Annotated in this window: 13 protein-coding genes and 2 pseudogenes; 9 read left to right on the top strand and 6 right to left on the bottom strand. The window is 60.0% G+C overall.

Going from position 1 to position 17,560, the window contains the following annotated elements; translation table 11 throughout:
• Nucleotides 1–174: 174 nt before the first annotated feature.
• Nucleotides 175–432: pseudogene (locus P3T21_RS35735) on the bottom strand (IS6 family transposase); the annotation flags it as partial.
• Nucleotides 433–492: 60 nt separating this feature from the next.
• Nucleotides 493–906, bottom strand: a pseudogene (locus tag P3T21_RS35730) (dihydroxy-acid dehydratase); the annotation flags it as partial.
• A 750-nt stretch (nt 907–1,656) separates the two neighbouring features.
• Between P3T21_RS35730 and P3T21_RS35725 the strand changes: the two are divergent.
• From P3T21_RS35725 to P3T21_RS35690, 8 genes are all read left to right on the top strand, one after another.
• Nucleotides 1,657–3,087: an aldehyde dehydrogenase family protein gene (locus P3T21_RS35725; protein ID WP_429260587.1), complete on the top strand. Its 1,431-nt coding sequence runs from the start codon at nt 1,657–1,659 to the stop codon at nt 3,085–3,087.
• 162 nt (nt 3,088–3,249) lie between these two features.
• Nucleotides 3,250–4,335 (top strand): alanine racemase, encoded by a 1,086-nt coding sequence (locus tag P3T21_RS35720; protein ID WP_429260586.1) that lies wholly within the window; start codon nt 3,250–3,252, stop codon nt 4,333–4,335.
• Nucleotides 4,336–4,467: 132 nt separating this feature from the next.
• Entirely contained in the window at nt 4,468–5,628 is a 1,161-nt protein-coding gene (locus tag P3T21_RS35715; RefSeq protein ID WP_429260585.1) for a transporter substrate-binding domain-containing protein, read from the top strand.
• Nucleotides 5,629–5,692: 64 nt separating this feature from the next.
• Nucleotides 5,693–6,985 carry an ABC transporter permease subunit gene (locus P3T21_RS35710; RefSeq protein WP_429260584.1) on the top strand — a complete coding sequence of 431 codons (1,293 nt, stop codon included), beginning with the start codon at nt 5,693–5,695 and terminating at the stop codon, nt 6,983–6,985.
• Complete coding sequence (locus P3T21_RS35705) at nt 6,985–8,121, top strand: amino acid ABC transporter permease (RefSeq protein ID WP_429260583.1); 1,137 nt, start codon at nt 6,985–6,987, stop codon at nt 8,119–8,121. The genes P3T21_RS35710 and P3T21_RS35705 overlap by 1 nt, the downstream gene beginning before the upstream one ends.
• Nucleotides 8,122–8,192: 71 nt before the next feature.
• Nucleotides 8,193–8,951: an amino acid ABC transporter ATP-binding protein gene (locus P3T21_RS35700; RefSeq protein ID WP_429260590.1), complete on the top strand. Its 759-nt coding sequence runs from the start codon at nt 8,193–8,195 to the stop codon at nt 8,949–8,951.
• 114 nt (nt 8,952–9,065) lie between these two features.
• A complete protein-coding gene (locus tag P3T21_RS35695) occupies nt 9,066–9,914 on the top strand; it encodes an ureidoglycolate lyase (RefSeq protein WP_429260582.1) in 849 nt (282 codons plus the stop codon).
• Nucleotides 9,915–10,162: 248 nt separating this feature from the next.
• Nucleotides 10,163–11,155 (top strand): LysR family transcriptional regulator, encoded by a 993-nt coding sequence (locus tag P3T21_RS35690; protein ID WP_429260581.1) that lies wholly within the window; start codon nt 10,163–10,165, stop codon nt 11,153–11,155.
• A gap of 37 nt (nt 11,156–11,192) precedes the next feature.
• Here the strand turns inward: P3T21_RS35690 and P3T21_RS35685 are convergent, their stop codons facing one another.
• From P3T21_RS35685 to P3T21_RS35670, 4 genes are all read right to left on the bottom strand, one after another.
• Nucleotides 11,193–11,960 (bottom strand): aldolase, encoded by a 768-nt coding sequence (locus tag P3T21_RS35685; protein WP_429260580.1) that lies wholly within the window; start codon nt 11,958–11,960, stop codon nt 11,193–11,195.
• Between the two features lie 230 nt (nt 11,961–12,190).
• Nucleotides 12,191–13,162, bottom strand: coding sequence for an ornithine cyclodeaminase family protein (locus P3T21_RS35680; RefSeq protein ID WP_429260579.1), 972 nt, complete (start codon nt 13,160–13,162; stop codon nt 12,191–12,193).
• Nucleotides 13,163–13,219: 57 nt separating this feature from the next.
• Nucleotides 13,220–14,560, bottom strand: coding sequence for an MFS transporter (locus tag P3T21_RS35675; protein WP_429260578.1), 1,341 nt, complete (start codon nt 14,558–14,560; stop codon nt 13,220–13,222).
• 76 nt (nt 14,561–14,636) lie between these two features.
• A complete protein-coding gene (locus P3T21_RS35670; protein WP_429260577.1) occupies nt 14,637–16,193 on the bottom strand; it encodes a M81 family metallopeptidase in 1,557 nt (518 codons plus the stop codon).
• A 562-nt stretch (nt 16,194–16,755) separates the two neighbouring features.
• On the opposite strand from P3T21_RS35670, the gene P3T21_RS35665 reads away from it, so the two are divergent.
• Nucleotides 16,756–17,559: a class II aldolase/adducin family protein gene (locus P3T21_RS35665; RefSeq protein ID WP_429260576.1), complete on the top strand. Its 804-nt coding sequence runs from the start codon at nt 16,756–16,758 to the stop codon at nt 17,557–17,559.
• Nucleotide 17,560: the final 1 nt, after the last annotated feature.

The raw sequence follows: 17,560 nt of genomic DNA, 5'->3' as shown, positions 1-17,560 counted from the left end.
ACTTCGTCACCTTGCCAGTGTCCAGCAAGTCACCGCCGCTTCGGCTCACTTTCTCTCGCAGCAGAGAAAGGGCATGCCCCGGTACCGCAACTTCAAATCCACCGGGTCCTGCATTCCAAACATGCTCAAGCAACTTCACCCCCGTGTGGGCGGGCTACGTTGGCTGGGCGTACGATAGGTCTCGTCAACACGCCATGACCGACCTGACGGTATCGCAAAACGATTCCAGCGCTTCACGAACGCTGGTGTGAAACGCTTCACCCAGCGCATGATCGTGGTGTGCGCCAGCGACAGTCCCCGTTCGGCCATCATCTCAACGAGATCGCGCAGGCTGAGCTTGTAGCGAAGGTACCAGCGCACGCACAGAACAATGATCTCCCGATCAAAATGCCGTCCATCGAACAACCCCTCCAGACCTTTCCGCTTGCTCATCACCGGCCACCAGTTCGTCAAGCTCGCAACTTTAACCCATTCCCCCGAGCCTATTTGCACCAGAACCCGCCCGGTCACGGTGAGTGCGTCGAGGTGAAGCAGCGGTTTCAGTTCGCGCACGGGGGTCGCCATGCCACCAGCCTTATGGAAATCTTCCATGTAGTGTTGGCCCGTCGGCTTGAGATCCAGCAGCACAGGTGTTTCGCGTCCCATGCGGTCCAGCGTGGCCAGGTCGATGACGATTCCGAGGCGGCCCGCGATTGCGGTCAGGTGGACGATCGCATTGGCCGAGCCTCCGATTGCCAATAACACTCGCATTGCATTTTCGAACGCAGCGGGGGTCAACACCTTGTCGATCGTCAGGCGGTCGCGAGCCATCTGAGCTGCCTGTGCGCCGGTCTTTTCGGCGATCCGGAAGCGGTCTGCGGTAACGGCTGGAGGAGTCGCACCCCCGGGTATCAACATGCCCAGGGCTCAGGGGGCAATTCAATGCTTGCGCACGTCTTCTGGCGGCGGAAGGCATTCTAAATCAACGTGCAGGGATCCTGACAAATTCCATGTGTCCGACAATACCGGTAAAACGCGAATGTACACAAAGCACGGAGACTTTGCAGGGAGCGCACAGCATCGCTAAGGCGTTTGGACGCTAACGCTGTCAACTTTTTCTGCTCCGCGCGTGCGGCCCGATGCTCGTCTTTGCTATACGGAATGGTGTCTGGTGCGGTAGACGTGGAGTCGCGCCGGCGCGACATGCCGCTAAGACTGGATTGACAGATTTTTTTATTACCAATTGTTCACCATGCTCAACGACGTCCCGACGCTGTGTGCCAGAAAGGCATTCCGGGGTGACGATTTCAGCCTGAAAGGCAAGGTCTTCGAAAGGAGCCGGGGCGTTCGCCCGATTACCTCATGCCTGCGATCCCGCTTTCACGAGCGTTCAGAATTCGCTCGTTCGCATACTTAAAAAGTTGAATCTGGAAAGCGACTGCTGACCCTCTAGCTCCCGGTCGTTAATCTTCGTATTAAGGATGAAGTTAAGCGACGTTAACCCGAGCGGCATTTTGAATGGCAATACTCCGTCCCGTCGTATGCGACAGCGTGCGCCTGGTCGCAGCCCTTTCTGCTCGAAGGGGACTTCCGTCGCAGCAAGCACTAGCGAATTTCCAGGGACCGGTCCTGAATTATCAGCACCGGCTGGTCCGTGAACGATCAAGGAGTAATGCAATGAAGCAGGTAGCGGCCGTCACCAACGGAGAGTCGATTGAGACACGCAATACGGTAGTGGTACTGGATCCATCCAGCGGCGAAGCTATCGCGCAGACCCCGGATTGCGGTCCCGCGGAGATTGATCTTGCGGTTAGCGCGGCGCGGCGCGCGTCGCATGCATGGCGAAAGGTTGCGGTCGCCGATCGGGCGCGCGTTCTGCGCCGTATCGCCCAACTGATCGAACGTGACCGGGATGACCTGGCGCATCTTGAAGCGCGGCAAACGGGTAAGCCTCTGCGGCAGGCGCGGCGCGACGCCGAAATCACCAGTCGCTATTTCGACTTTTACGCGAGCGCGCTCGAGACACACTATGGGTCGTCCATTCCGCTGAACGCGGACACGATGATTTTTACGCAATGGGAGCCGCATGGTGTCACGGCACATGTGATTCCGTGGAATTACCCGATGCAGATCTTCGCGCGCACCATTGCACCTGCGCTGGCGATGGGCAACTGCTGTGTATTGAAGCCAGCCGAGGAAGCGCCGCTGACCGCGCTACGGCTCGGATGGTTAGCGCTTGAAGCAGGCTTGCCCGCCGGCGCGCTGAACATTGTGACTGGCTACGGCGAGACGGCGGGCGCGGCGTTGACGGGTCATGGCGACATCGACCACATCTCGTTTACCGGTTCTGTCGAAGTGGGACGCATCATCGCTCGCGCAGCAGCCAACCGGGTGATTCCGGCGACTCTCGAACTGGGCGGGAAGTCGCCGAATATTGTGTTCGCCGATGCGGACCTGGATCGTGCCGTGCCGGGCGTAGTCAACGCCATTCTTCAAAACGCCGGACAGACATGCTCGGCCGGTTCGCGGCTGCTGGTCCACGAAAGCGTGCACAACGTGCTGGTGGAACACATTGAACAGGCCTTTGCTAGCGTGACGATCGGCCCTGCGCTGAACGACCCGACCCTTGGGCCGCTCATTTCGCAGACGCAGCGCAGTCGCGTCATGTCCTTCCTTGAACAGGCGCGCGGCAACGGCGCAAATATTGTCACTGGCGGCAACGCGCTAAACGGCGGTGTGCTCGGCAAAGGCTTCTTCATGCAGCCGACGTTGATCGACGACGTTGCCCCGGACAGCCTGATGGGTCAAGACGAGATCTTCGGGCCGGTGCTAGCGGTGACACCGTTCCGCAATATCGAAGAGGCGGTGCGACTGGCCAATGGCACCGACTATGGTCTGGTTGCCGGTGTGTGGACGCGCGATCTTGGCACCGCGCATCGAATGATCCGCGAGGTGTTGGCCGGTCAGGTGTTCGTCAACACTTACGGTGCCTCTGGCGGAGTTGAACTGCCGTTTGGCGGCTTCAAACGCTCCGGATACGGCCGCGAAAAAGGTGCAGAGGGACTCCGCAGCTTTGCGCAGATCAAGACTGGTGTCGTCGCTCTGTAAACGCGTTCAACTCATTCCAAAGTCGGATTTATGTCGAGCATCATACGAAAATCGCCGGGTCCAGGTGAGCCGGGCGACACCAGCAAGTCGCGCACTGCAACTGCGCTGAGCGGTTCAATCGAGTGCCTGTCCACGCCCGCGTTGTTGCTCGACGAGAGCCGCATGATGCGTAACATCACGCGTCTACGAGGACGTCTTGCCGAACTCGGCGTCACGCTGCGTCCACACCTGAAGACGCCTAAGTCGATCGAAGTGGCGCGCCGCGTAATGGATGGTCCGGCCGGACCGGCGACGGTATCGACGCTGCGAGAAGCGGAGCAATTCGCCGCCAGCGGCGTGCGCGACATCCTGTACGGTGTCGGCGTCGTGCCCAGCAAGCTTGACCGCGTGACTGCGCTGCGTCGGCAGGGCGTCGAATTGTCGCTCGTGGTCGACAACCTCGACGCCGCACGCGCAGTGGCCGAGCATGCGCGCCTCACGAACGATCTGATTCCAACACTGATCGAGATCGACTCGGACGGTCATCGCGCCGGCGTGCGACTCGACGATACCGCCAACCTTCTTGCCATCGGAGGGGCGTTGGATGCAGGCGGCGCGCAGTTGCGAGGCGTCATGACTCATGCGGGTGAATCGTACGCCTGCAGGAGCGTCGAAGAGATCGCAGTGATTGCCGGGCGCGAACGCGCGGCAGCGGTCGGTTGCGCGGCGGTGCTGCGCGATGCGGGACTACCCGCTCCCGTCGTCAGCGTGGGATCGACACCGACGGCTCATTTCGCGAGGGACCTGACAGGTGTCACGGAGGTGCGCGCGGGTGTGTTTGTGTTCTTCGATCTCGTGATGGCAGGTCTCGATGTGTGCACCGTCGACGACATTGCGCTCAGCGTGCTTGCGACCGTCATTGGCCACCAGTCCGACAAGGGGTGGATTCTCGTCGATGCAGGCTGGATGGCGATGTCGCGAGATCGCGGTACGGCATCGCAGCGAATCGACCAGGGCTATGGGGTCGTGTGCAGTGTCGACGGCGTGCCCTACCCAGACCTGATCATGGTTCAGGCAAATCAGGAGCAGGGGATTATCGCCGTGCGACCTGGTAGTAAGGCGTCGCTTCCCGAGCTGCCAATAGGATCGCTTGTGCGCATCCTGCCCAATCACGCTTGCCCAACCGCCGCCCAGCATGACCACTACGAGATGATCCGCACCGGCTCACTGGAGATCACAGCGCAATGGCCGCGATTTCGGGGGTGGTGAGTACCGGCGACGAATCAATCCGTCCGCTTTTCAAACAACCATCCGCCTTCTGTATTTGAGGCAGGTGAGTAACGCAAATGTTGTGTTTCAGTCTTTGTTGCCTATGCGATGAAGCGGAGGAAACAGGAAGGATTGCGAAATGAATATCTATGTGCGGTAGGTTTTTTGCGTCGCGCCGGTGGTGCCCGGAACAGGCGGGTCGACGTCATCTTTCCGGGCGGGAGAAGTATCATGAAGATTCGCTTTAGTGCGGCCCGTCTCTGCGCGTTGCTTGGGGTGGGTTGGGGCGCGCTGACCCTGGGTATGTCCACCGCGCACGCTGACGAAGATCACCTGAGCACAGTGGTCAAACGTGGCACGCTGTTGTGCGGCACGGACAATACAACGCCGGGTTTCGGGTACCTTAATACGAAGACCGGGAAGATGGAAGGAATGGATGTGGACCTGTGCAGGGCGACCGCTGCCGCTGTGCTCGGGGACCCGAACAAGGTCCAGTTCGTGATCGTCACGGACCGAAGCCGCTTCAATGCGCTTCGCACGGGCCAGGCCGATGTCGTGTTCGCCCATAGTACGGTCACGCCGACACGAGAGTCGGCGGCGCTTAGCATTTCCTTCTTGCCCACCAACTTTTATGACGGTACCGGCGTTCTCGTAAAGACCGCATTGAAAGTCCAGCACATCAGCGATCTGAACGGTGCGACGTTCTGCACGACCCAGGGTTCGGAAACGGAGCAGATGCTTGCCGGTTATTTCAAGGCTCACAGCTGGAAAACATCGACCAAATCCCTGACCTATCAGGACACGAACAAGCTGTTTGATGCGCTGAACTCCGGACGCTGTGATGCGATGGTAACGGACAAGTCCGCTTTGGCCGGCTGGCGTGGCAACGCGAGTAATCCAGGTGCTTTCCAGATTCTCCCCGAGGCATTCGACAAATCACCGCTCGCAGGGTTTGTGTCAGAGGGCGATCCTCGCTGGCACGCTGCGTTGACGTGGGTCGTCAACGCGACCTTCGAGGCCGAAGAACATGGCATTACCTCAAAGAACCTGCCGACCTTCGTGAAGACTACGGACCCATACTTGCAGAAATTCCTGGGTGTGAGCGGTACGCTCGGAAAGGACTTTGGAATGCAGCCTGATTTTGTCCAGAAGGTCATCGCTTCCGTCGGTAATTATGGGGAAATCTACGACCGCAACATTGGTCCAAAGACGCCCTATGCAATCGAGCGCAAGGGCTCTCTTAACGCGGCGTGGAATGAAGGCGGCATGGTGTATTCGCCGCCCTGGTACTAGGCAGTGCACGTAGCGCTGAAGCCGGCGGCCGTCAACCTGTCGCCGGGTTCAGCGGAGTCTGGATATGAAACTAGATCAACTGTCCGATCGTAGTGAGAAATCTCACGTCAGTGGAGAAGGCACCGTGTCGCAATTAAAGCTGTCCAGCACGGAGAATAGACCGTTCGGGCGTCCTCCTTCACCCGCTTCACAATCGGAGTTGAAGCGGCGGCGATTGGCGCGCACGCGTGCGGCGGCGATCCAGACACTGATCCTTGCAGCCATTGTCGCAGCCGTATTGGCCTTCCTGGCGATGACATGGACAGGTCTTCGACGCCATGGCATCGGCTTTAGTCTGGACTTTCTCGAGCAGCCTGCGGGCTTCGACATCAGTGAGGGCCTGACGATAGGCAAGGGTCAGCATGGCCTTTCGCTGGTGCCGTTCAATTCCCAGCAGACCTACGCCCAGGCGCTGCTTGCGGGTCTGTATAACACGCTCGTCGTCACGCTCATATCGATCGTGCTCGCCACCGTTGTTGGTGTGATTGTCGGCGTTGGGCGGATGTCCAGGAACTGGGTTGTCAAGAACTGGGCGTGGGCGTTTGTCGAACTGGTGCGAAACACGCCGCTGCTCATCCAGATCATCTTCTGGTATTTCGCTGTGCTGCTGCAACTGCCGAGCCTGTCTGATGCGTCGCTATTGCATGGTGCATTGATCGCGAGCCGGCAAGGTGTATTCATCCCATGGCTAAACGCAACCCCGGCTGCAGCCCGCTACGCGTGGTTTGCAGGACTCGGGGTGGCCGTGTTCGCGGTCGGCGTATTTGTTCACACACCAGGCTGGCGGCGCTGGGCCTTCGCGGCCGGTGCGGGGTTCCTGGTGGTAGGCGTTGCTGTCGCTGGACGGCCATTTAGCATCGACATACCCGAGGCAAGTTCTTTTTCGGTGTCGGGCGGCGCGGGCTTCTCTCCGGAGATGGCCAGCCTGATCATCGCGCTCGGCGTGAACTTCGCGGCGTACGTTGCTGAGGTTGTCCGCGGCGCAGTGCAATCGATCGACAGAGGGCAGTGGGAGGCAGCAGCGGCATTAGGTCTCGGTCATCGCGAATCCCTCTGGGTCGTCGTCTTGCCGCAAGCGGTGCGCGTCATTCTGCCTTCTCTTGGCAACCTGTACGTTACCGTGGCCAAGAGCACATCCTTTGCGATTGCGATTGGTTTTCCCGATATGTTCAGTGTGTATGGCACCGTCGCCAACCAGACAGGTCGGGCCCTGGAGGGGATCATCATTGTCATGGTTGTCTACCTGCTGATCAGCTTATCTATCAGTGCAATTGCGAATCTGTACAACCGGCGTGTCATGAAGAAAGGAGCACGGTAATGGCTATGACGATCGGCCGCTGGGCGCGGTACAACCTGTTCGCTAGCCCGTCCAGTTCGTTGCTCTCCGTGGTGTCGATTCCGCTGACGGTATATGTCGGGGTCCTTGCTGCGCGCTGGGCCTTGTTCACGGCGCATTGGCCGGTTGTGGTCGACAATCTCACCGTGTTGCTGGTCGGGACGTTCCCCGTAGACCAGATCTGGCGTGCGCTTGTCGCCGGAGCCGGACTGAGCGCTCTTTTCGGCATGACGATAGGCCTTGTGTTGATAGCGAGACGCTGGAAGGGCTACGCCATTGCCGCCGCTCTTCTGGCAGTGGCAGCGGCCGCGTCTTACGGTACTCATCTTCAGTGGATTGCCGGTGCGTTCGGCTGTCTGTCAATTGTGCTTGGCGCGTGTGCCGCTACGAGCCGGTGGCCTCAGGTCGGTCGCGGGATGGGCCTGTTGTGGCTTCTGGGCGTGGGCACTATTTGCGCGTTGCTGGCTCCGGCAGGCGTCGACCGGTGGGGTGGACTACTCTTGAGCATCCTCGTCACGGCGATTGCTACTTTGCTCAGCCTGCCGGTAGGCATCGCGCTGGCATTCGGCAGGAATAGCCGGTTTTCGAGTCTGCGACTGGCGTGCTCGGGGTACATCGAACTGCTGCGTTCCGTGCCGCTCGTCTGCACTGTCTACTGGTCATGGATCATTATTCCCCTGGTGTTTCCCCCTCAGGTTCACATTCCGGACCTCGCTCGCGGCGTCGCAGGTTTTGTTCTCTTCTACGCGGCCTATGCCGCCGAGTATGTGCGCTCGGGCATTCAGGGCGTGCCGCAGGGGCAATCGGAGGCGGCTCAGTCATTGGGTTTCAGCAAGCTGGACGAGAGTTTCATCATTGTTCTGCCACAGGCGTTGAAGGCGGTAATTCCTGCTCTTGTTGGGAACGTTCTTGACCTGTTCAACAACGTGCCCGCGCTCTTCATCATCGGGCTCACGGATTTTCTGAAGGCAGGACAAACAGTCCTCGCTAATCCGCAGTACAGCAGCTCGCAATATGAGGTCTACGTCTTTCTGTTCGCTGCTTACCTGGCGATCGGCTCGCTCATATCGTACGGAGCTCGCCGTATTGAACTGAAGATGAGCCAGGGGGCGCGCTGAGCGGCGCGTCGAGCAGTAAATCCGGACCGGCCTCTTTGCTGGGTGAAGAACTTTTTGACGAAGGAATGGATATGTCCGAGATTGTCCAAATGCACAAGCTGAACAAATCGTACGGTGCGTTTCACGTGTTGAAAGACATAGATCTGCAAGTACAGAGCGGCGAGGTGGTTGTCGTTATCGGTGCGAGCGGCTCAGGCAAATCGACCTTGATTCGTTGCGTCAATGGTCTGGAACATTTCGGCGGCGGCCGACTGATTGTCGATGGAATCGAACTCGCACCATCGGAGGATGGGTTCGGAACATCCAGGAAGGAACTGGCCGGTATCCGAAGGGAAGTCGGAATGGTCTTCCAGCACTTCAATCTGTTTCCTCACAAGACCGTTCTGGAAAATGTGATGCTCGCACCGATACGCGTACGCGGGTGGCCGCGTGCGCGAGCCGAAACGGCTGCCCGGAAGCTTCTTGAGCGCGTTGGGCTGCGAGACCATGTCGACAAGTATCCGTCGCAACTTTCCGGTGGACAGCAACAGCGAGTCGCCATCGCCCGTTCGCTCGCGATGGAGCCGCGTCTGATGCTGTTTGACGAACCGACTTCGGCACTCGATCCGGAAATGGTCGGCGAGGTTCTTGAAGTGATGCGGGAGCTTGCCCGATCGGGGATGACGATGATTATCGTCACCCATGAAATGGGATTCGCGCGCGAGGTTGCGGACCGGGTCATTTACATGGACCGCGGCAAGGTGCTTGAGCAGGGGAAACCGGCGGCGATTTTCGATAATCCCGCGCATGAACGGACGCGCACGTTCCTCTCACGCGTGCTCAAGCATTGATGCTGCCATGAATCCTGCCGGTCCTCGAACGCGCCTCGTTGGCGCATGAGTGGGTACCGTCGGGCGCCTGAGCAATTTGCTTTTATTCAACAGAACATATCTGGACGTGCAACGATGAAACTGCTTCGTTATGGGCCGAAAAGTCAGGAAAAGCCAGGTTTGCTGGATAGTGAAGGGAGGATTCGCGACCTGTCGGCTGTGGTTTCCGACATCGCAGGCGACGTGCTAACGGACGCCGGACTCGCAAGGTTGCGCACTGTAGATCCCGCGTCATTGCCGCTCGTGCAAGGCGAACCGCGTATCGGTCCGTGCGTTGGCAATATCGGCAAGTTCGTCTGCATCGGGCTGAACTACGTGGACCACGCGGCCGAATCGAATCTGCCGGTCCCCACCGAGCCGATCGTCTTCAACAAGTGGACGAGCGCTGTGTGCGGCCCAAATGATCGCGTTGAAATCCCGCGCGACTCCAGAAAGACTGACTGGGAAGTCGAACTCGGAGTCGTCATCGGCAAGCCTTGCAAGTACGTCGACGAAGTACATGCGCTGGCACACGTGGCGGGCTACTGCGTCGTCAACGACCTGTCGGAGCGCGAATGGCAGCTAGAATGCGGCGGTACCTGGGACAAGGGCAAGGGCTGCGACACGTTCGGTCCAATCGGCCCCTGGCTCGTGACACGCGACGAAGTGGCCGATCCACAGGCACTCGACCTGTGGCTCGAAGTCGACGGCCATCGCTACCAGAACGGCAACACGCGCACCATGGTGTTCAATGTCGCGAAGCTGGTCTCATACCTGTCCCAGTGCATGAGCCTGCAACCGGGTGATGTGATCTCGACTGGCACGCCGCCGGGAGTCGGCATGGGTGTGAAGCCGTCGCCGGTGTACCTTAAGCCAGGTCAGACGATTCGCCTTGGCATCGAGGGACTTGGTGAACAGCGGCAGACAACGTACGCGGCCGAATAATACGCTGGCCGCCCGCATTCCAGCGAACAACTGAGCGGCGAGGGGAGGGGCCACAGTGAACTGCCTTCACGTAATGCAGAAATAGTGTTTTGCTGAAATTTTTCTCCTGTCGGTAGTGTCGTTCACGACTGGCGCACGGTGACGACGACGGATGGGCAGGAATCGCTCAATTGAGACGTGAGAAAGTAATGGCGATCAAAAAAGCCACGGACTAACATCTTCTGATCGCTGCGCTAACGCTCAAGTCAATGATCTCGACCGAGGACCTGCATTTTTTCATCACGCTCACGAGCGCTGTGTCGCTGGCGGATGCGGCTCGCAAGCTCGATGTCACGCCGCCCGCAGTTACGCAGCGACTTCGTCTTCTGGAAAACCGGTTGGGCATGCGGTTAATCGACCGGTCGGGCCGACGCATGGTGCTCACCGACGAGGGCGAGCTGCTTGCGATACACGCACACCGGATCTGCGATGACATCGACAATTTGTCAGACACGCTGGCGTCGCGACGCGGCACGGTGGCCGGACATCTGCGCGTGATCGCGCCGCTCGGTTTCGGGCAGCGTTACGTCGCGCCGACCATTGCTCAATTTCGCAGCCTCTATCCGGAAGTGAGCGCAAGCCTGATGCTGTCTGATCGCCCCGCGCGTTTTTCGGACGACATGTGGGACCTGATGGTGCACATCGGCGAATTGCGCGATTCGTCGCTCGTCAGCCGGCGCCTTGCGCCTAATCGCCGGATCCTGTGCGCGGCGCCGCGCTATCTGGCGCGGCGCGGCGAACCACAGCATCCAGACGAACTGCGCACGCATGACTGTATCGCGCTGCGCGAAAACGATGAAGACGTGACGATGTGGCGTTTCACGCCGAAACACCATGGTGCACCGGCGAACGTCAGGATTGATCCGGTGCTGACGAGCAATGACGGCGGCACCGTGCGCGATTGGGCGCTTGCCGGGCTCGGCATTATTGCGCGTTCCGAATGGGACGTCGCCGAACATCTGCACGCGGGGCGGCTTGTCCCGCTGCTTGATGCATGGACGCAGCCGGACGCAGATATCGTCGCACTGATCAGCTCGCGGCATGGACGCTCTCTGCGCGCTACGCGGTTTCTGGAGCTTTTGCAGGCTTCGACATTGCAACAGCCCTGGCTGCCGCGTATTGGCAGCGAACAGCCCCAGCGTGGCCAGCGCGCGCAGGACCCGGGGGGCGATGGATTGACGGTTCGCGCGACTGCCGCCTGATCGGATGTGATCGCGCGCGGCGACGCTATGACGCGCGTCAATCCCGGTAGTCGGGTTCCAGCTTGTCCAGTCTGCGTTTGATGCTATCGAGATGTAACTGACTGGCTTCGTCAGCGGCGGACTCCATTTGTTCGAAGGTCAACCGCGCGATTTCCGGATCGACTGGCTTCAGTGGCACGCCCGTTGAAAGCGCCATGCGTTCGACTTCGCAAACGCGTTCGAGATAGTAAAGGTCGTCCCATGCCTGCGCGATGCTTCGAGCAGCGACCATGACGCCGTGGTTCTTCAGAAAGATCACGTCCGCGCTCCCGAGCGCGGCGGCGATGCGCTCGCCTTCACTGCTGTCAAGCGCGAGGCCGCCAAAATGCTCATCCACTGCGAGCCGGCCATAAAACCGCAATGATGTCTGGCCGGCCCATCGCAACGGTGGGCCTTCGAGCATCGACAGAGCGGTTGCGTTCGGCATGTGGGTATGGAAGCATGCAACGGCATGGGGATGCCGCATATGCACCCGCGCATGGATATGAAAGGCCGTGCTTTCGGGCTTTCCTTTTCCTGCAAGAACGTCACCGTCGAAATTGCAAACCAGCAGGCCGGACGCGGTGATTTCATCAAATGCGTAACCGAGCGGGTTGACCAGAAAGAGCGTCGGATATCCCGGCACCAGCGCAGAGAAGTGATTGCAAATACCTTCGTGAAGCCCGAGTCGCGAAGCCATCCGAAAGCACGCCGCGAGATCGATACGCGCTTGCCGTATGGCTGGAGAACTCAATTCGTCAGCCGTAGGGCGTGAGCTTGAATACATTGTGGCGCGTGTGGAAGCGACATCATTCATGCTCTTTAGCCGGACGTCTCCCATTTGCGGGAACTGTGGTTGAGTGGTGGGGCAGGCTCAATCACGTTACGCAACCTTTTCGACGTACCGATCCTTTGGAAAACAGATTGATCAAGATTGTCCGGTCGTTTGTCCGGTCTTGCCCTTCAACGATCTCAAGCGATGCCGGGCCTGACCTTACAGCCGGCGAACCGATGATACTACCAGGGCCACGCCAGCGAGGTCGCCTTACCCGTTTCGCAGGCGCGCTTGTGAAGCAGACGCGCGACTGTCAGGTCCTGCAGGGCAATACCTGTCATGTCGAATACGGTGATGTCGTCCGGTTGCCGGTTTGTCTGGACCCGGCCCGTGATCAGATCGCCGATCTCGATACATGCAGTGTCGGGCGCCCATTGAGTCTCGCCGATTTCGCGCGCCTGCGTCCGGTCGTCGACAAAGAGGCGGACGCGCGTCAGCAAACCTTCCGGAAGTTCGCGTTTGCCTTTGGTGTCGGCGCCGACGCAGTTGAGGTGAGTTCCGGGTTGCACCGCCTTTGTGTCGAAGAGCGGACCGGAGCCCGGCGTCGCCGTGATCACCACATCGCTTTCGGCGACCGCTGCATTACGGTCGGTCGAATGCGAGACTTCGCTTCGTCCGGCGAAATGCGCTTCGAATGAAGCGTCGCGCTGACCGTCCACGGTGATATAGCGAACGCTGGAAAGCCGCTCCAGCACGCGCAATGCGAAGCTGACCTGCACTCGCGCCTGTACGCCGGTGCCGAATACGCACAGTCGAGTGCTGTCCGAACGCGCAAGGAGCGTCAAACCCAGGCCGCCTGCAGCACCCGTACGCATAGTCGTGATCGCGTTACCGTCGATAACGCATACAGGCCGGCCGGTTTTGGGATCGATCAACATGATGGTGGCCTGGTGCGGTTCGCCACCCAAGCCGCGGTTTCCCGGCCAGAACCCCGCCGCCTTGAATCCGAGCAGGCCCTGCGACTGTACATCGCCCGACTTGATTCCGAATACGCCGCCCGTCACGAGCGGCTCCCTGACAACAGGGAAGACACGGCCTTCGCCCTGGCTGTGCAGAGCGAACGCTTCCCGTACTGCTTCGACTACATCATCAGGCTTCAGCAAGGCCTCGACCTGGTGTTTGTCGATAAGGACCAGCTGTGCATCATTACGCATCGTAGTACACCTTGGTTCGTGAAAATTCCAATGCAGCGTGCCTGGCGTCGAGGGGCGCTACGCCGGGGTGCGCTCACTCGCTGGCTGCAGAACTGCACGGCTTGTGAGCTCGACGAACAGCACCATTATCGCGGAAAGGCACATCAGTCCCGCAACACCCAGCATCGGGACACGATAGGAGCCGGTAACGTCGTGCAGCCAGCCGGTAGCGTAAGGGCCGAGGAAGCCGGCGAGCGTGCCGATCATATTGATGAGCCCGATGCCCGACGCGGCTGCCGCATTGCTGAGATAGCGCGGAGGCAACTGCCAGAACGATGCATGTGGGGTGTAGACGCCGACCGCTCCGAGCGTAAATGCGGCCATGACCTCGTACGGCGACGAAAGGAACAGCGCCGTGGCGAACGACAGGCCGCCGACCGCCGTCGGAATCGCAACGTGCCACGCGCTGAGTGCTGTACGTCGTGCATATCGTCCCCACAACAAAATGGTCACCGCCGACACCGAAAATGGAACAGCGGTGATCAGTCCAACCTGGAGGACCGAATATTTCACGGCGAACATGCGGGAGAACTCGGCGACAATCTGCGGCAAGAAGAATGACAGCGCGACGACGCCGATATTGATTCCGAAGTAGATCAGTCCGAATGCGAGGACTCGCCGATCCAGCAACGCAAGCCACGCGCTTTGCGGAGAAACCCGCTGTGCTTCCTGCCTCTCCACGGCGAGCGCCTGGCTCAGTTCGGCGCGCTCGTCGACGGTCAGCCACCGGGCGTCGTCAGGCCGGTCTTTCATGACCATGAACGTGATGACGCCTAGTGCGATTGCCGGCAGTCCTTCGATGAAGAACATCGAGCGCCAGCCGGGCCACCCGAAGATTTGCACATGCTCCATGACGAAAGTGGAAATCGGTGCGCCGAGCATGTTCGAGAGCGGGATTGCGAGAAAGAGCAGCGACATCAGCCACACCCGTTCCTGCCGCGGCAGCCAGAACGTGACATACAGGACCATCCCCGGGAAAAATCCGGACTCTGCGATGCCGAGGAGAAAGCGCAGCGCGTACAGCATGTGAGCGCTGTTGACGAATGCGGTTAGCGAAGCGATCAATCCCCAGGTGATGAGAATACGCGTCATCCACAGCCGCGCGCCGAATCGCGCCAGCAGCAGGTTGCTCGGCACAGCAACGAGAATGTACCCAGCGTAGAAGAGGCCGGCCGCCAACCCGAACTGGGACACCGACATGCCGAGTTCGCGATTCATCGTCAACGCCGCGTAGCCGACGTTCGCCCGGTCCATCTGGTTGACCATGTAGAGCAAAATCAGCAGCGGCGCCAGGCGCCAGATGACCTTCCGGGCGGTCGACGGTCTGATTCGCGTCGCCGCATTCAATGTATTGTTCATTGGAAGAATCCTCTTGTGTAACGCTGCGTGCCTTGCGCGTGCTGTGCAGCAAGGACCTCTTCGCTGGGTGACTCGTTCATCGGGCCTCGCTCCTCGGCAGGACCGCACGGACCGTCGGACTCCACGCTGAAATGTCGTCCAGCGGGATGGCGGGCCGCGGCAGCTTCCTGAAATCGAATCGTGCGAGGATCGGGGAAGTCAGACCCGGTGCGTCGACACTGACGATTTGTGCGTCGGAAAAGAATTCGTCGAATGCCGCCCTGAAATGTCCGCGCGACTTCAGGGCGACGACGCGCACACGCGCAATGTCGATGCCGAACATCTCGAAGAACATCGGCTCGTGGCACTGATGCCGTTTGCTGATGACGATGACCGTCACGCCGCCGACCTGCAGCGCGGCGCACGGTCCCAGGTCGAAGCTGCGGCCCGCCAGTTGTCCGCGTCGGCCGACACCTTTGCCGTTGTGCAGTTTCAACACGCGGGCCGGCGCGTTGAACGGCTCCGAATATACGGTGGTCTCGGTACGATTGAAGCGCGCAACGAGCGTTTGCCCAGTGCCTGCCACGTACGCGTCCACCACCAGGTCCGGATCGGTAACGACACCGAGAATCGCATCCTGCACCTCGTGCTGGAGTAGCGCCTTGAGCACGAACGGCGTGTTGCCGCGCCCCCCGCCGCCCGGGTTGTCAGCCACGTCGGCCAGTAGCAGGGGCGCTAACGAAGGATCGTCGCTCGTTGCTTTCGCGAGGCGGACCGCATCGTCGACGGGTGTCAACATCGGGGTGAATGCGGCACGCTCTTGCCACGCATACGACACAAGATCGTTTGCCACCTGATGCGCGAGCGGTGCATCGCCGCGCGTAGTCACGAGTACCGTCAACCCGTTCTTCGGCGTGTCCGCAAACGCAAAGCCGCCGACGATCGACACGTTCACGATGCGCGGGTCGTCCAGCGCTTCCGCGCGCCGGATCATCTCCGCATACGGTCCGGTTCCCGGGGCGGTCAGCAACTGCGTCGGAGGTGCGCAGACGGGCATGCGTACGTGCGCGACAGCCGTGCGCATGCCGTTTGTTAATTCTGTCAGGATGCGGGCGGCCTCTGCGCCGCGCTCGGCCATATCGGTATGAGGATTGCGACGGTACGAGACCAGCGCGTCGACTGTGTTCACCATTCGGTCGGACACGTTCGCGTGCAGGTCGATGGTGGCCACGATCGGTACGGCGAGTCCGACGATATTGCGTACGAGTGTGAAAACCGCGCCGTCGGGGTCGTCTTCTTCTGTCGTGATGGCGGCGCCGTGCTCACAGATATAGACAGCGTCGAGCGGTAATGCCGCACGCAACCGCTGTTCGAATTCGCGCAGCGTGTCGGCGAAGAATGCGTGTTCGACAGGGCCGCCAGACTCCGCGTTGGCAAAGAGGATCGGGACAGGTGTCCACGGAGAGGTCGCATCCATCGTTCGAATGAACGCAGGAATTTCTGGCGTCATCACTGGCGCTTCCTTTCGGGCGTCGTCCAGCAGCGAGGCAGCTTGCAGGTAGGAACGCGATACGAAATCGGCACGCGTGGACACCGGCGCAAACCGGTTTGACTCGATCGCGAAGCCAAGAATGGCAATGCGCGGGTTTTTCATCAATCGCTCCTCATCACCGGCGTCACCCGGATTTGCATGGGACGCTGGCGTTCCCGGCGGGTCATCAACACATAATTGCGTTGCTTATGGCGACGCGGCGGTGACCGCCAGCATGCAGCGTCGGCACGTGAATTCGCATGCTCGTGAAAAGTATTGGTTGCCAAAAAGCCGTCAGGGTTAACGTCGCCTGATTGCTTCGTTCACGTTTGAGTTAACCGTCTCGCATCAAGGCGGTGGGCCAGGTCGGCACACGGTTGTGGCCGTTCATTGCGCATGTTCGCGTGCGACGGGATGGTCGTTGTCTGCGCGGCGCATCATCGGTTTGCGACGCGAACTCATTCTTGCGAGTGCTTCCGGTGCAATGTCCAGGAGTGAACTTCAACGTGACGGGCAGAATGAGTTCCTGGCGTGGCACATTGGCGCGATTACCTGAGGAGCTTTTCGTTCGGGAGCGGGGCCGCGCGTTGTGAGCGCATGAAGCAATCTTGTGACAAATCGTCGATGGACCGTGTCCTCTGTGCGGACGAGAATCAAGGCTCCGATCATCACAAAGGAGCACGTCATGGGCCACGCGGAAGTCCGCGAGTTGCAGATTCCCGAACCAGTCGGAGGACGCTTGCCGGAGCCGCCGGTATTCGCCAGCCTCGACGATGAACGGCAACATCGCAAGCTCAAACTCGCTGCGGCGTTTCGCATCTTCGCGCGATTCGGGCTCGCCGAAGGCATAGCCGGACATATCACGGTTCGCGATCCGGAGTTTCACGACCGGTTTTGGGTGAACCCGTACGCGCAGCATTTTTCGTCAATCCATCCCGATGATCTGGTTTGCATTGACGAGGATGCCAATGTTTATCATGGGACCGGACCAGTCAATGCCGCTGCGGCGGCGATTCACTGCGGCATCCACGGTGCGAATCCCGATGTCGTTGCAGCAGCCCATACGCACACGACTTTCGGCCGCGCGTTTTCCGCGCGCGCACGGCTCCTTGCTCCCCTCAATCAGGAAGCCTGTCTCTTCCATGACGATCACGTGTTATTTCGCGGCGACGTAGTTGTGCTCGCAACCGAAGAGGGTCGCCGGATCGCGCAGACGATGGGCACAAAGCGCGCCGCCGTTCTGCTCAATCATGGCCTGCTGACCGTCGGCTCATCGGTCGACGCCGCGGCGTACCGCTTCATTGCCATGGAGCGTTGCTGCCAGGTGCAGTTGTTGGCCGAGGCGGCAGGCCCGATCGAGCCGCTATCCGACGAGGAGGCGCGGGCAACGCGCGCGCAACTGGGGTCCGACTATGTCGCATGGCTCAGCTTCCGGGGGCTCTATCAGCAGCTCCTGCGCGACAGCCCTGATCTGCGCGAACTCGCCTGAT

Source organism: Paraburkholderia sp. GAS334, assembly GCF_050436625.1.
In the GTDB taxonomy this organism is placed as follows: Bacteria; Pseudomonadota; Gammaproteobacteria; order Burkholderiales; family Burkholderiaceae; genus Paraburkholderia.
Note: the sequence above shows the minus strand (reverse complement) of the source record. Positions and strands in the feature narration are given on the sequence as shown.

Coding starts and splice junctions, on each gene's coding strand:
- P3T21_RS35725 (WP_429260587.1), top strand. CDS start 1,657: ATGAAGCAGGTAGCGGCCGTCACCAACGGAGAGTCGATTGAGACACGC.
- P3T21_RS35720 (WP_429260586.1), top strand. CDS start 3,250: ATGATGCGTAACATCACGCGTCTACGAGGACGTCTTGCCGAACTCGGC.
- P3T21_RS35710 (WP_429260584.1), top strand. CDS start 5,693: ATGAAACTAGATCAACTGTCCGATCGTAGTGAGAAATCTCACGTCAGT.
- P3T21_RS35705 (WP_429260583.1), top strand. CDS start 6,985: ATGGCTATGACGATCGGCCGCTGGGCGCGGTACAACCTGTTCGCTAGC.
- P3T21_RS35700 (WP_429260590.1), top strand. CDS start 8,193: ATGTCCGAGATTGTCCAAATGCACAAGCTGAACAAATCGTACGGTGCG.
- P3T21_RS35695 (WP_429260582.1), top strand. CDS start 9,066: ATGAAACTGCTTCGTTATGGGCCGAAAAGTCAGGAAAAGCCAGGTTTG.
- P3T21_RS35690 (WP_429260581.1), top strand. CDS start 10,163: ATGATCTCGACCGAGGACCTGCATTTTTTCATCACGCTCACGAGCGCT.
- P3T21_RS35685 (WP_429260580.1), bottom strand. CDS start 11,960: ATGTATTCAAGCTCACGCCCTACGGCTGACGAATTGAGTTCTCCAGCC.
- P3T21_RS35680 (WP_429260579.1), bottom strand. CDS start 13,162: ATGCGTAATGATGCACAGCTGGTCCTTATCGACAAACACCAGGTCGAG.
- P3T21_RS35675 (WP_429260578.1), bottom strand. CDS start 14,560: ATGAACAATACATTGAATGCGGCGACGCGAATCAGACCGTCGACCGCC.
- P3T21_RS35670 (WP_429260577.1), bottom strand. CDS start 16,193: ATGAAAAACCCGCGCATTGCCATTCTTGGCTTCGCGATCGAGTCAAAC.
- P3T21_RS35665 (WP_429260576.1), top strand. CDS start 16,756: ATGGGCCACGCGGAAGTCCGCGAGTTGCAGATTCCCGAACCAGTCGGA.